Origin of the sequence: Salinimicrobium marinum (assembly GCF_014651535.1) — a bacterium.
Lineage (GTDB): Bacteria > Bacteroidota > Bacteroidia > Flavobacteriales > Flavobacteriaceae > Salinimicrobium > Salinimicrobium marinum.
Window position 1 is genome coordinate 56041 of record NZ_BMXB01000005.1, and the last position, 13510, is coordinate 69550.

General features: G+C 40.8%; 10 protein-coding genes. 3 read left to right on the forward strand and 7 right to left on the reverse strand.

The features are described 5' to 3' along the window. Position 1: 1 nt before the first annotated feature. The 7 genes from IE056_RS08590 to uvrC form a co-directional block, all read right to left on the reverse strand. On the reverse strand, positions 2 to 1234 hold the full coding sequence (locus tag IE056_RS08590; RefSeq protein ID WP_229793708.1) for a M23 family metallopeptidase: 1233 nt from the start codon (positions 1232 to 1234) through the stop codon (positions 2 to 4). 8 nt (positions 1235 to 1242) lie between these two features. Further along, complete coding sequence (locus IE056_RS08595) at positions 1243 to 2208, reverse strand: tryptophan 2,3-dioxygenase family protein (RefSeq protein WP_189604301.1); 966 nt, start codon at positions 2206 to 2208, stop codon at positions 1243 to 1245. Positions 2209 to 2216: 8 nt separating this feature from the next. Further along, on the reverse strand, positions 2217 to 2990 hold the full coding sequence (locus tag IE056_RS08600; protein WP_189604302.1) for a DUF3108 domain-containing protein: 774 nt from the start codon (positions 2988 to 2990) through the stop codon (positions 2217 to 2219). 295 nt (positions 2991 to 3285) lie between these two features. Beyond that, positions 3286 to 4422 (reverse strand): 4-hydroxyphenylpyruvate dioxygenase, encoded by a 1137-nt coding sequence (gene hppD / locus IE056_RS08605; RefSeq protein WP_189604303.1) that lies wholly within the window; start codon positions 4420 to 4422, stop codon positions 3286 to 3288. Between the two features lie 66 nt (positions 4423 to 4488). Then, positions 4489 to 5649 carry a homogentisate 1,2-dioxygenase gene (locus tag IE056_RS08610; protein ID WP_189604304.1) on the reverse strand — a complete coding sequence of 387 codons (1161 nt, stop codon included), beginning with the start codon at positions 5647 to 5649 and terminating at the stop codon, positions 4489 to 4491. A 114-nt stretch (positions 5650 to 5763) separates the two neighbouring features. Then, positions 5764 to 7989, reverse strand: coding sequence for a patatin-like phospholipase family protein (locus IE056_RS08615; RefSeq protein WP_189604305.1), 2226 nt, complete (start codon positions 7987 to 7989; stop codon positions 5764 to 5766). Then, positions 7982 to 9778, reverse strand: coding sequence for an excinuclease ABC subunit UvrC (gene uvrC, locus IE056_RS08620; protein ID WP_189604306.1), 1797 nt, complete (start codon positions 9776 to 9778; stop codon positions 7982 to 7984). The genes IE056_RS08615 and uvrC overlap by 8 nt, the downstream gene beginning before the upstream one ends. A gap of 139 nt (positions 9779 to 9917) precedes the next feature. Between uvrC and IE056_RS08625 the strand changes: the two genes are divergently transcribed. The 3 genes from IE056_RS08625 (at position 9918) to rimK (ending at position 13509) form a co-directional block, all read left to right on the forward strand. Then, entirely contained in the window at positions 9918 to 12140 is a 2223-nt protein-coding gene (locus IE056_RS08625) for a TonB-dependent receptor (RefSeq protein WP_189604307.1), read from the forward strand. A gap of 74 nt (positions 12141 to 12214) precedes the next feature. After that, entirely contained in the window at positions 12215 to 12640 is a 426-nt protein-coding gene (locus IE056_RS08630; protein WP_189604308.1) for an ATP-dependent zinc protease family protein, read from the forward strand. After that, positions 12637 to 13509: a 30S ribosomal protein S6--L-glutamate ligase gene (gene rimK, locus IE056_RS08635; RefSeq protein ID WP_189604309.1), complete on the forward strand. Its 873-nt coding sequence runs from the start codon at positions 12637 to 12639 to the stop codon at positions 13507 to 13509. The genes IE056_RS08630 and rimK overlap by 4 nt, the downstream gene beginning before the upstream one ends. Position 13510: the final 1 nt, after the last annotated feature.

The window sequence follows — 13510 nt, forward strand, 5'->3', positions numbered from 1 at the left end:
GTTATATATTTTTAAATTCAATTTTACCCAATTCAGCTTTTAAAGGCTCAATAGCGGCAAAATAAGTTGGTTTTAATTTATCTTCAATAGGTTCGGCCGATGGTAAGTTTTGTCGGAATGGATCTCTTTGTTCCCCGTTTACCCAGAATCGGTAACACACATGAGGTCCTGTAGCCAAACCTGTGCTTCCCACATAACCAATCACATCTCCCTGCTTCACACGTTGTCCCTGCTTTACAGCTCTTTTAGACATGTGCAGGTATTGGGTGGTATAAGTACCATTATGCTTCACTTTTACATAATTTCCATTTCCGGCTGTATAACTGGAAGCGATAACCACGCCGTTTGCAGTACTCCAAATGGGTGTCCCGTGCGGGGCAGCATAATCTGTTCCTTTGTGTGCTTTCCATCTTTTCTGTACCGGATGATATCTACGCGGACTAAATCTTGAGGAGATCCTGCTGTAGTTCAAAGGGGCTTTTAAAAAGAAACTTTGCAAAGGTCTTGCTTCTTCATCATAATAAGCCAGGTCTCCCGAAGTAGAATCACTGGCATAATTAAAAGCATAGTAAGGTTTTTCCTGGTGGACAAAAACCGCAGCTTCTATATTGTCTATTCCGGCGTAGATAGTGTCGTTGATATATTTTTCGTTAAAAACCAGCTTGAATTTGTCACCCTTTTGCAATCTAAAGAAGTCAATACTCCACTGGTAAATGTTGCTCATTTCGTGTGTTATAAGGAAGTTCAATCCTTCCTCTTCTACCGCTGCAGACAAACTGGAGCTGATAACGCCCGAAACTGCACGTTGCTTGATGGTTACCGGTTTTTCTGCCTTATAAGCAGCTATGCTGTCGCCTGTATTAACAACCGTATACTGGATCTTATCATTCTCGTAAATAAAAGCTTTAGGAGTTTGCGCAGAATCTTTCGCTTTCAAAATCACGTAAGGCTTTCCCAACACAATTTTACGAGGATCAAAAATATCTTTCACCTCCTGCACAATCTTGAAGACATCACCGTGACTTACCCCATGGTTGATCAGAATATTACCAAAACTATCTCCAGATCGAATTGTATCCCTCACCACCACATAATCGTTTAAGGTAAAACCAAATTCCTGTACCACAGGAGCAGGTTCTTCCTCTATCACTTCAGCAATTTCAGCTTGTCTAACCTCATCGCTACAGGACGTAAACGCCCACATCATCACTAGCAGGTAACTTAATCTTTTCAATGTAAATCTCAATTTTTATTATTAAATGTCTCTTCCACCCATTCTTTTCCCCAGGTTTTCAACTCCTCTTCACTCCATAACTGCGGAAAAAATGATATCCGCTGAAAACTGGGCGGCAGGAACTCTTTCCAGTTGGTTCCTCCTGTTGCCGGCGCTACTGAGTTATTCTTATTTACCAGATATCGCTGTGCAGCACCTATATGTATAAGCAACCAATTTACATTGACTGCAACATCCAAATTACGCAACGCCTCAATTAAATTTTTATTGTTTTTTTCTTCTGAAGAAAGCCGCTCATACCTGTGAAATATCGTATTTTCCCGATGTTCATTTGCGATGCGAAGAAATCTTGGGGTATACCTTTTTTCAAATTGTTTTAAAGTCAGCGTTTTTTCTCCGGTAGAAAGGTCTGTAGCCCCTCTTTTCCAGTAGATATTGTCAAAAACTTCCTCCAGGTTTATATTGTTATCAAACTCCTCTCTCACTTCTTTATGCACCAGGTTCTTAAGCGGAGTAGAATACAGCTCAATCATCCTGAACTGTGCAGACTGGAATCCACTGGCGGGCAGCAGGGCCATCCTGAATTTCAGAAATTGTTCCCGTTCCATTCCACGAATCATTACGTCAAAAGAATCTGTAAGAATCCGGAAATAGCGAATAATCCTGTTAAGTTTCTGAATAAAGAACTCGGCCGTTAAATCTTCCTTTTCGAGAATTTGTTTTTGTTCGTGAATGATAAGCTTGAAATATAATTCGGTTATCTGGTGATATCCTATAAAGATCTCTTCATCGGGAAAGTGAGTGAGTGGTTTTTGTAAGCTCAAAAGCGTATCAAGATTAATATAATCCCAATAGGTTAAGTATTTGTCGTATAATAAACCGTCCAGGTAAGAACCAAGATCCTGCCCGGAATTTTTGAATTTCTCTTCCAGCTGAAAAACCTTATCAGCTATTTCCGGTTTAATTTCCCTCATAGTATTTATTAATCCATTATGATCCTCAAAGGATGTTTTAGCCCTTTAAAAGCATCAATATCAGCATCGAGTGATCCTACCGCAAGGTTGGCTTTGATCTTTACAGGCATCCTGTTTTTGTCATCGCTCACCCAAAGCGTAAGACTCTCTTTTTCTTCAAAAACCCGACCTGCCATTACGTAAGGTCTGAATTTTAAAGTTGCAATTTTACCCAATTTTGTCTTAACAACCTCTCTTCCGAGGAATTTAAGCTGAAAATCAAAATGCTCGTCATCAAAAAACATGTTTAGATGCATCACATCGCCTATTTCGAGGCCTTCAACTTCTAAGTTATTGCGAAGATAATAAAATGAGGATAGCATATCATGCACATCATCCTGAATTGGGTAGGTAGCTTTAGAATCATATTTCCGGTTAAACACGAGAGCTTCTTTGTCTTTATGATCAAAATCGATCTGGATGTCCCTGGTGTGTCCCCCTTCATCAATTTGCCTTATAAACCTGTATGGCTTACCACTCTTCTTATCAAAATAAGTTTCGTAATTATCATCTACTTTAAAGAACCAGTGAAGAGCGCCTGTAGATTTTCCTTTCCCTACAACGTGGTACACGGGTTTATTATTAAATGTTTTTTCTTTGACTTCCAGGGTAGCAAAACTTGCATTGAAGATTCCGTAATGAATCCGGAACTTGAACCACTCCCCATCTTGAAATGCATGATTGGATTGTGCATTTGCCATTGCAGCAAAAAAGAATATCAAAACTGTAAATATTTTTTTCATTTAGGATAGATTAGATGGGCTATTTTTCAAATAATTACAATTTCTATTCCAAATGTATCTAAAAGAAAAAACCCTGTCAAATTACGACAGGGTTTTTAATCTTATTAACCAACTAAAACTTAAATTATGAAAAAAAATTTAATTTTACAATCACTGGTAACCACTCCAGAATTGCGGTGCAAAAGTCTTACATCTTTCCTGTATTAACAATAGAAATTTCAACTTTAACTAAACCCTATCCACCTATCTATATTTTTAAGTTTTCGGCCAATATATTCTTTGCTTAATTGCCAATTTAAAGTGTTCCACGTAAATTCTGCTCCCTCTCAATTGCTTCAAAAAGGGCTTTAAAATTACCTTTCCCAAAAGATTGGGCTCCTTTTCGTTGAATGATCTCAAAAAACATGGTTGGGCGGTCCAAAACGGGTTTTGTAAATATTTGCAGCAAATATCCTTCGTCATCACGGTCAATTAACACTCCAAGCTCCTTCAACGGTGCCAAATCTTCATCAATTTCACCTACTCTATCCAAAACATCATCATAATAAGCTTCGGGAACGTACAAAAATTCAACGCCACGATCCCTTAGATTTGTTACTGTTTCAATAATATTATCTGTTGCAACAGCTATATGCTGTACTCCTGCACCATGATAAAAATCAATATATTCCTCAATCTGTGACTTCTTTTTTCCTTCTGCAGGTTCATTTATTGGAAATTTTATTCTCCCGTTACCATTGCTCATCACTTTGCTCATGAGCGCGGTATAATCTGTTGAAATATCCTTGTCATCAAATGAAACCAACTGTGCAAATCCCATTACTTTCGCATAAAACTCACACCATTTGTTCATTTCATTCCAACCCACATTTCCCACCATGTGGTCAATGTATTTCAGACCGGTTTCTTTAGTTTTAAAATTCGGTTTATATTCCTTGTAACCGGGCATAAATGGTCCTGAATAGTTTTTTCTTTCAACGAACATATGAACGGTTTCCCCGTAGGTATGAATTCCGGACAGTACTACCTGCCCGTGCTCATCATTCAGCTCATAAGGCTCCACGTAAGATTTCGCACCTCTTTTAGTGGTTTCCTCATAACTCTTGCGGGCATCATCCACCCATAAAGCCACAATTTTCACTCCGTCGCCGTGTAGATCTATATGTCGGTTAATATCTCCTCCCGGTTGAATTGGAGAGGTTAACACCAACCTGATCTTATCCTGCTGAAGCACATAAGACACCCGGTCTTTGCTGCCGGTTTCAAGTCCCGAATATGCTACAGGCTGAAAACCCCAGGCCTGCTGATAGTAGTATGCAGCCTGCTTGGCGTTACCTACATATAATTCTACGTAATCTGTTCCCAGCAACGGCAAGAAATCTTCTGCCTGTGGAACTGTTTTCTTTAATTCTATTGTGTTTTCTGTTGACATAATTGTTTTATTTCCTTTCCTGAAAATCAGGTTGATATTTATTATTTCTGAATATTTTTCTTCAGCTTAATGCTCCAGCCAGGATTTATGATAGGTCTCGTCAGCAATTTTCATTGCTTCTTCTGTGACCATCAATGGCCTGAAGGTATCTACCATGACCGCAAGTTCTTCTGTTTTTGTCTGCCCAATACTTCTCTCTACCGCTCCCGGATGCGGACCATGCGGAATTCCTGCCGGATGCAATGAAATATGTCCCGCCTCAATATCATTTCGGCTCATAAAATCTCCGTCTACATAGTACAATACCTCATCACTGTCTATATTACTATGATTATAGGGTGCCGGAATACTATCGGGATGGTAATCGTACAACCTGGGGCAGAAAGAACAAACCACAAAAGCATCGGTTTCAAAATTCTGATGTACCGGTGGCGGCTGATGGATTCGGCCTGTGATAGGTTCAAAATCGTGGATCGAAAAAGCATACGGATAATTATACCCATCGTAACCTACCACATCAAAAGGATGGGAAGCATAGACCATATCGAATATTTCTCCTTTTTTCTTAATCTTGATAAGAAATTCGCCCGATTCATTATTGGTTTCCAGCTCATAAGGCTGCCGGATATCCCTCTCGGAAAAAGGAGAATGCTCCTGCAGCTGCCCAAAATGATTCCGGTATTTTTTTGGGGTGTAGATAGGACGTCTGGATTCTACAATGAAAAGCCTGTTCACTTCTTCATCAAAATCGATCTTGTAGATAGTCCCTCTTGGGATGACGAGATAATCCCCGTATTTGAAATCAAGATTTCCAAGGTGGGTTCTTAATTTCCCGCTCCCCTTATGCACAAACAAAAGCTCATCGGAATCTGAATTCTTATAGAAATAATCTGAAGTCGATTGCTGTGGCGCTGCCAGTGCAATATCGACATCGGCATTGGTAAGTACAACTTTTCGGCTTTGGAGATAATCAGGTTCCGGTACAATCTGGAAACCCCTTAACCTGTAAGATTTGATATTGTTCTCTTTGGCAATCTTCGGCCTCGCATCGTAACTTCCTTTTACCTCCTTAACCTGAGTAGGACGTTGTTCGTGATACATGTTTGATGACATTCCATCAAAACCAATGGTGCCAAATAATTGTTCGTAATACAGGCTTCCATCTGGTTTCTTAAAGACGGTGTGACGTTTTGGAGGAATCTTCCCCAGTTTATGATAAAAAGGCATATTGTAAGTTTTAAATAAAGAAAACGTTTTCGTGAAAAAGGCAATTTTTCCAGAAAAGACGCTGTTTAACTACAAATATCGGAAAATTTTATGTGAATGCTCCCTAAAGAAATTCTAAAACCAGAATCCAAGACTAAAAAACCAATGACTGCTTCTGGCATCGGGTGAATAGGAATATTTCACTTCCAGCGGCCCCATAAATGTTTCCAGGGCATAACCTAATGCATACCCGGAATAATCGGGCATGGAAATCCAGTCTCCGGTGCTGTAAAGATTATCCTCTACATTGGCAAAATTAGCACTGGCAATTATGTGGTTTTTTCTGAAAATTTCATAGTCCACCTCCACCATGCTTTTTATATAACTGTCTGCAGAAAGCTCCAGAAAATCATAGCCATAAAATGGAAAAATATTATTGATAAAATCATTTCCATAACCGCCAAGAAAAAAATCCAGGGAGTTGTTTTCGTTGTTCCCAATATGAAAGCCCGTACCGGCAGAAATCCTGGCCGATATCCTAGAAGTGGGAGAAAAAGCATATCCAAGAGAGCCTTTTACGATCGAGAATTTTGAGAAATTCTCATGATAATCTGATGATAAAAAGTACAAGTGAAAATCTCCGTTAAAATAAAATCCTTTTCCGGGAAGATATTTGTTATCAAAGCTGTCAAATTTCAGATAACTAAAGGCGCTAAAATAATTACTCTTGTCAAAAACAGTAGATGGAATGGTAGTTTCCACGTCATTGATCGTTTCCGAAGTTACTTCAAGAAATTTATGTTCGGCCCCTAATCCTATGGAGAACACCTGTTCAAAAAGGGTTTCTATATAGACGTGGTTGGTAAGATCTGCATAATCTATTGAAAGCCGATTCACATTTATATCTGATCTCATTTCGGAGGTGTTTTCTGCAAAATCGACTCCCACACTTTTGTCAAAACTATTATACCTGGATCTCAACCCTACGCTCCAGTAGAAGCCTTTATCCCAGTAATATTCGAAATTATACCTGAAATTATCCCCCAACACAAAATCAAAAGAAGCCACGTCATTGGTAAACAGAGAACTCTTTTTAGTGAAATTGATCAAAGCCCCACTCTTGTAAAGGTCATCATAATGCAATCCCATTTGTAAAAAGGTCTTGCTTTCCTTTTCCTCCAGTTGCAGTTCCATCGCGTAACCACCGTTAATTGGATTCAGTTTATAATTTACCCTATCAAAATTCCCGGTAGCCGAAAGATTGTTGATCCCCAGAACAAAATCTTTATAGGAGACGGTTGAAGGATACCTGAACCTGAGTTTGCCCAGCACATAAGCCCGCGGATAAGAATGATTTCCTTCCACCCGGATATCGGATATGTAAAGGCTGTCCACCTCCCTGATCTTAAGAGGCTCCCTTGTTTCTATTACCTGTTCTGCAGCAATATTCTTCAGTTGCTCCATACTGCTTCTCGCGGCTTCCTCTCCTGCGTCGATGATCTTTCTTCCGCGGTCAAAAGACATTACAGAAAAAGGTGTAATTGGAGGAACTATATAAACATCTGTCTCCTTTATTTTCTCCTCCATATCCTTTACAGTCCTGAAATTGCTTATCTGGGTGAGGATCTCAAATACAGTTCGCAGCTCATTCCTGTCTGTAAGGCTATCCTGCACATCCACTCCGATGATAATGTCTGCTCCTCTTTTCCGCATTTCTTCCACCGGAAAATTATTCACCACCCCACCATCTGTCAACAATTTACCATCTACCAGAATAGGACTGAACAAGGTAGGAATGGCCGAACTGGCCAAAACTGCCTGTGGCAGATGGCCGCTGTCCATGATCACCTCTTCTCCCGTTTCTACATTGGTCGCCACACAAAAAAACGGAATCGGCAATTCCTTGAAATTAGATTTGTCGGCATGATGCAGGGTCAGCCTGGAAATCATATTATAAATATTCTGACCCCTGGAAAGACCTGAAGGAAAAGAAATTTTGAAATCATCAAACGGCAGACTTATAGCATATTTTTCTGCATCCTTTCGTTCATAAAATGTTCTGGCTCCACGAGGAATTTCATCCTGAATGAGGATTTCAAAATTGGTGCTTTCAAAAATACTGTCCAGCTCGTTTGCAGTATACCCCGCTGCATACAAAGAACCTATAATGGCCCCCATACTGGTGCCACCAATATAATCTATTTGCACTCCGGCTTCTTCCAGGACCTTCAGGGCACCTATGTGCGCAAGTCCCTTTGCTCCCCCTCCACTTAAAACCACCCCAACGGTAGGATCTTTCTTTTCCTGAGAAAACAAAAGTGACGTACAAAAAAGGAAGAGAAACACTATTTTTTTATACATCTTCCTGGTAGTGATTTTTAATAATTCCGGCTTTCGATTTTCCTACTACCTGTGCCAGTTCTTCTCTCGAAGCTTCTTTTATGCGTTTGAGTGATCTAAATTGCTGCAACAGCTCTACCACCGTTTTTTCGCCGATGCCAGGAATATTTTCAAGTTCTGTGTTTAAAGCAGTACTGCTGCGTTTATTTCGATGGAAAGTAATCCCGAAACGGTGAGCCTCATTCCGCAGATGCTGAATAATCTTCAGGGTTTCAGATTTCTTGTCAAGGTACAACGGAATAGTATCCCCCGGATAAAATATCTCTTCCAGGCGCTTGGCAATTCCAATGATAGCAATTTTTCCGCGTAAACCCAGAGTTTCCAAAGCTTTCACTCCGCTGGAAAGCTGTCCCTTCCCTCCATCTACAATGATCAATTGCGGTAATGGTTCTCCCTCCTCCAGCAATCTCCTGTAACGCCGGAATACTACTTCTTCCATGGAAGCAAAGTCATTAGGACCCTCCACGGTTTTGATATTGAACTTCCGGTAATCTTTCTTGCTGGGTTTTCCATCTTTAAAAACCACGCAGGCCGCTACGGGATTTGATCCCTGTATGTTGGAGTTGTCAAAACATTCTATATGTCTTGGCTCTTCTTTTAACCGCAGATCCTTCTTCATCTGCGCCATGATTCTTTTTACATGACGGTCGGGATCTACGATCTTCATTTGTTTAAAACGTTCTTGCCTGAAATATTTGGCATTCCTGGTAGAAAGATCCACTATCTGTTTTTTATCGCCCAGTTTCGGCACCGTGACTTTTATATCTTCCCCCGCATCTACTTTAAACGGAACATAAATTTCACGGGTAAGGGAATTGAACCGCTGGCGTATTTCAATGATCCCAAGCTCCAGGAGCTCTTTTTCAGTTTCATCCAGCTTTTTCTTAAGTTCTATAGTATGGGCACGAATAATAGCACCGTGCGATAACTGCAGAAAATTCACATATCCGTATTCCTCATCACTAACTATTGAAAACACATCAACGTTATTGATCTTCGGATTCACCACCGTGGATTTGGACTGGTAATTCTCTAAAACATCAATTTTTGATTTGATCTTCTGGGCTTCTTCAAATTCCATTTTTTCTGCGTGCTCCTTCATCTGCAGCCGGAACTCCTGAAGTGAGTCTTTAAAATTCCCTTTAACGATCTGGCGTATGGCTTCGATCTTTTTCAGGTATTCGGCTTCACTTTCGTTCGCTTCACAAGGGCCAAGGCAGTTTCCCAGATGGTATTCCAGGCATACCTTGTATTTTCCGTTCCTGACTTTCTCTTCGGAAAGGTCGTAATTGCAGGTCCTTAACTGGTACAAACCTTTAATAAGGTCCAGCAAGGTATTCACCGTCTTGAAACTAGTATAGGGTCCAAAATATTCGCTCCCATCCTTCACCAGTCTCCGAGTAGGAAAAACCCTTGGAAAACGTTCATTTTTTATACAGATCCAGGGATATGTTTTATCATCCTTCAGCATCACGTTAAAGCGTGGCTGCAGCTTTTTGATCAGGTTGTTTTCCAGCAACAAGGCATCCGTTTCAGAAGCGACCACGATGTGTCGTATTTCATGGATCTTTTTCACCATCACGCGAATCCGCTGACTGTCATTATTCTTGGTGAAATAAGATGTTACCCGTTTCTTAAGATTCTTGGCTTTCCCTACGTACAGGATCTTTCCGTTTTTATCGAAATACTGATACACACCCGGGTTTTCCGGAAGTGTTTTTAACTGTAATTCTACATTAGGTTTGTCCATTGATCCAAAGGTAAAATATAAAAAATCTGAAGCCCTGACAGCGGCTTTTTAAAAATGTTAAATTTTTCTTAATTTAAGAAATTAGTTTTTCACAAAAAATGAACCGCTTTTCTTTGCGCCCGCTAAACCCATCAATTAAATGAAAACGTTTCTAATTCTCTTTTTCGCATTTACATCTGCATTTGCACAAACACAAAAAGTAGAAGGCCTGCTTCTTAATTCCTCCAACCAACCGCTCGCAAATGTTGCGGTTTTTAATGAGAATACCGGCCAGCACACCCAAACCAATAACTTCGGAAAATTTGAACTGGAAAATATTTCTGTAAATGACAAGCTTTCTTTCACCCACATAGGGTACGGTACAGCAAAAATTTCCATTACTCCGGAAGATTTTGGAAGAGAGATCAGGTTTATTCTAGAACCTTCAGAAACCTCCCTTTCTCAGGTGCTAATTACTTCCGAAGTAAATATCCTGAACCAGATTGCAGAAATTGACCTGCAGACGAATCCTGTGAAATCTTCCCAGGAGATCCTGCGCCGGGTGCCGGGATTGATCATTGGCCAACATGCCGGTGGCGGAAAAGCCGAACAAATTTTCCTGAGAGGTTTTGATATAGATCACGGAACCGATATTACCCTCAATGTGGACGGAATGCCTGTAAATATGGTTTCCCACGCCCACGGACAGGGTTATGCAGATCTGCACTTTTTGATCCCTGAGACCATCGAAAAAATAGAATTCGGCAAAGGCCCATATTATTCCGACCAGGGAAATTTCAATACTGCCGGTTATGTTGGTTTTAAAACCAAAGACCGACTTGAAAACAGTACTGTTTCTGTAGAATACGGGCAGTTTGACACCTTCAGGACGGTTGGAATGTTCAATGTTCTGGAAACGGAAAGCAGCAACGCCTACGTGGCGTCTTCCCTGAACCTTACCAATGGCCCGTTTGAATCTCCGCAAAATTTCAACCGGTTCAACTTACTTGGAAAGTATAATTTTTCTATTCCCGGAGATCAAAAAATGACCTTAACCGCTTCTCATTTTCAAAGCAAGTGGGATGCTTCGGGACAAATTCCGCAACGTGCAATAGACGCCGGAATGATTTCCCGGTTTGGCGCCATAGACGATACCGAAGGTGGAAATACCAGCCGCACCAATTTACTGGCCACACATTCAAAATACCTTAGCGCAACAAAAAGACTTAAAACAAAAGCTTTTTACAACCACTACGATTTCGAACTTTACTCCAATTTCACTTTCTTCCTGGAAGATCCTGTTAACGGAGACCAGATAAAACAGCAGGAAGATCGGAATATTTTAGGCTTTGAAACTGCCGTTTCAGACCTCATAGAATTCAATGATTTTGATTTCTCCTACACTTCAGGAATCGGGTTTCGATATGATGATATCAATGAAGTGGAGCTGTCGCACACCCGAAACCGAAAAGAACTGCTTAACCGCCTCGCCTTAGGAAATATTGATGAAACGAACGCTTACGGATTTGTAAACACCGAATTTAACTTCGGAAAATTCAAAGTTAATCCTGCACTTCGCCTGGATTACTTCAAGTTTGATTATGAAAATCTGCTATCGGAAACTTACAACAATCAAAGTGAAACCAAAGTCTTCGCCAGCCCAAAACTGAATTTCATCTACAATCCAACGACTCAGTTTCAGCTGTTTTTGAAAACCGGGATTGGTTATCATTCCAATGACACCAGAGTGGTGGTAGCCAACAACGGGGAAGACGTTTTACCGGCTGCTTACGGAGCAGATCTTGGAGCAGTTTATAAAGCTACCGATAGGCTCGTTTTTAATGCCGCCTTATGGACGCTGTTTCTGGATCAGGAATTTGTGTATGTTGGAGATGCCGGAATTGTGGAGCCCAGCGGAAAAACCAGGCGAATGGGAATTGATCTTGGGGCAAGGTATCAAACTACAGACTGGCTGTATCTTTTTGCCGATGCCAATTACACCCACGCCCGAAGCACCGAAGACCCGGAAGGAGAAAATTATATTCCCCTGGCGCCGGACTTTACTTCTACCGGAGGGATCGCCATCGAAAACCTAAAAAATTTCTCCGGAAGCATCAATTACCGGTACCTCAATGATCGACCTGCCAACGAGGATAACAGCATTACTGCCGAAGGTTATGTTGTCACAGATCTCAACCTGAATTATTCTTACAGGAATTACACTTTCGGGATCATTGTAGAGAACATTTTTGATACCGACTGGAACGAGACCCAGTTTGCAACCGAAACCCGCCTTTTTGATGAACCGGCTCCTGTAGAAGAGATTCATTTCACCCCCGGAACTCCGTTTTTTCTAAGGGGGAAAATTTCAATTAATTGGTAAACTCACTGAAATTCAGTATTATATTTTGAGAAATTGTTAAGATTTAAACATTCTCCTTTTATTAACTTGCAGCCATGGAAAAAAGAATGATTGGTCGTTATGACAGGGCAGATTTTCCGGGTTTGCACTTAAACGATATTTCAGTAAAAATTGATACCGGAGCTTACACCTCCTCCATTCATTGTGATAACATTAAAGAAGAAGATGGCGTTCTTAAATGCACATTTCTGGATGAAGAACACCCGCTGTACAACGGCAAAGAATTTACTTTTACAGATTATGATGTTGTTTTTGTGAAATCCAGTAACGGGATGGTACAGAAAAGATATCAGATTCAAAGCACTATAAACCTGTTCAACAGAACCTATAAAATTTCTCTTTCACTTTCTGCACGCCAGGAAATGAGATTTCCTGTCCTGCTGGGGCGAAAATTTCTCACCAAAAAATTTATCGTAGATACCGAATATTTTGACGTATCCTTCAATCTCAACCAAGAATGAATATAAAAATCCTATCCAGAAATAGTAATCTCTATTCCACCCAACGGCTTATAGAAGCTGCAAAGGAGAGAAAGCATAGCATAGAGGTGATCGATCCACTTAAGTGTGATCTTATCATCGAGAAAAAACATCCTTCCATCTTTTACCGAGGAAGACATCTGGAAAATACCGATGCGGTAATTCCCAGGATCGGGGCTTCTGTTACTTTTTATGGTACAGCAGTAGTCCGGCAGTTCGAAATGATGGGCGTTTTCACCACTACCGAATCACAGTCACTGGTGCGCAGCCGTGACAAACTGAGAAGTTTACAGGTACTATCCCGCGCCCGGCTTGGATTGCCAAAAACTGTTTTCACCAACTACTCTAAAGATGTAGGGGAAGTGATCGACCATGTGGGAGGTGCACCTTTGATCATAAAATTACTGGAAGGAACACAGGGACTTGGAGTTGTTCTTGCAGAAACCAAGAATGCAGCTGAATCGGTAATTGAAGCCTTCAACGGACTTCAGGCGAGGGTGATCGTTCAGGAGTTTATCAAAGAAGCCGGGGGCGCCGATATTCGTGCCCTTGTGGTAGATGGCCATGTAGTGGGTGCGATGAAGCGCCAGGGAAAAGAAGGAGAATTCCGAAGTAATTTGCATAGAGGCGGATCTGCTTCTGTGATCCAGCTTACCGATGATGAGGAAAATGCAGCTATTAAGGCAGCAAAATCCATGGGACTTGGAGTTGCGGGGGTAGACATGTTGCAAAGTTCCAGAGGTCCACTTATCCTTGAGGTAAATTCATCCCCGGGACTGGAAGGTATAGAAAAAGCAACCGGAAAAGACATCGCCAAAACAATTATTCGATATATTGAGAGAAACATGTAAT

Coding starts and splice junctions, on each gene's coding strand:
- IE056_RS08595 (WP_189604301.1), bottom strand. CDS start 2,208: ATGAGGGAAATTAAACCGGAAATAGCTGATAAGGTTTTTCAGCTGGAA.
- IE056_RS08600 (WP_189604302.1), bottom strand. CDS start 2,990: ATGAAAAAAATATTTACAGTTTTGATATTCTTTTTTGCTGCAATGGCA.
- hppD (WP_189604303.1), bottom strand. CDS start 4,422: ATGTCAACAGAAAACACAATAGAATTAAAGAAAACAGTTCCACAGGCA.
- IE056_RS08610 (WP_189604304.1), bottom strand. CDS start 5,649: ATGCCTTTTTATCATAAACTGGGGAAGATTCCTCCAAAACGTCACACC.
- IE056_RS08615 (WP_189604305.1), bottom strand. CDS start 7,989: ATGTATAAAAAAATAGTGTTTCTCTTCCTTTTTTGTACGTCACTTTTG.
- uvrC (WP_189604306.1), bottom strand. CDS start 9,778: ATGGACAAACCTAATGTAGAATTACAGTTAAAAACACTTCCGGAAAAC.
- IE056_RS08625 (WP_189604307.1), top strand. CDS start 9,918: ATGAAAACGTTTCTAATTCTCTTTTTCGCATTTACATCTGCATTTGCA.
- IE056_RS08630 (WP_189604308.1), top strand. CDS start 12,215: ATGGAAAAAAGAATGATTGGTCGTTATGACAGGGCAGATTTTCCGGGT.
- rimK (WP_189604309.1), top strand. CDS start 12,637: ATGAATATAAAAATCCTATCCAGAAATAGTAATCTCTATTCCACCCAA.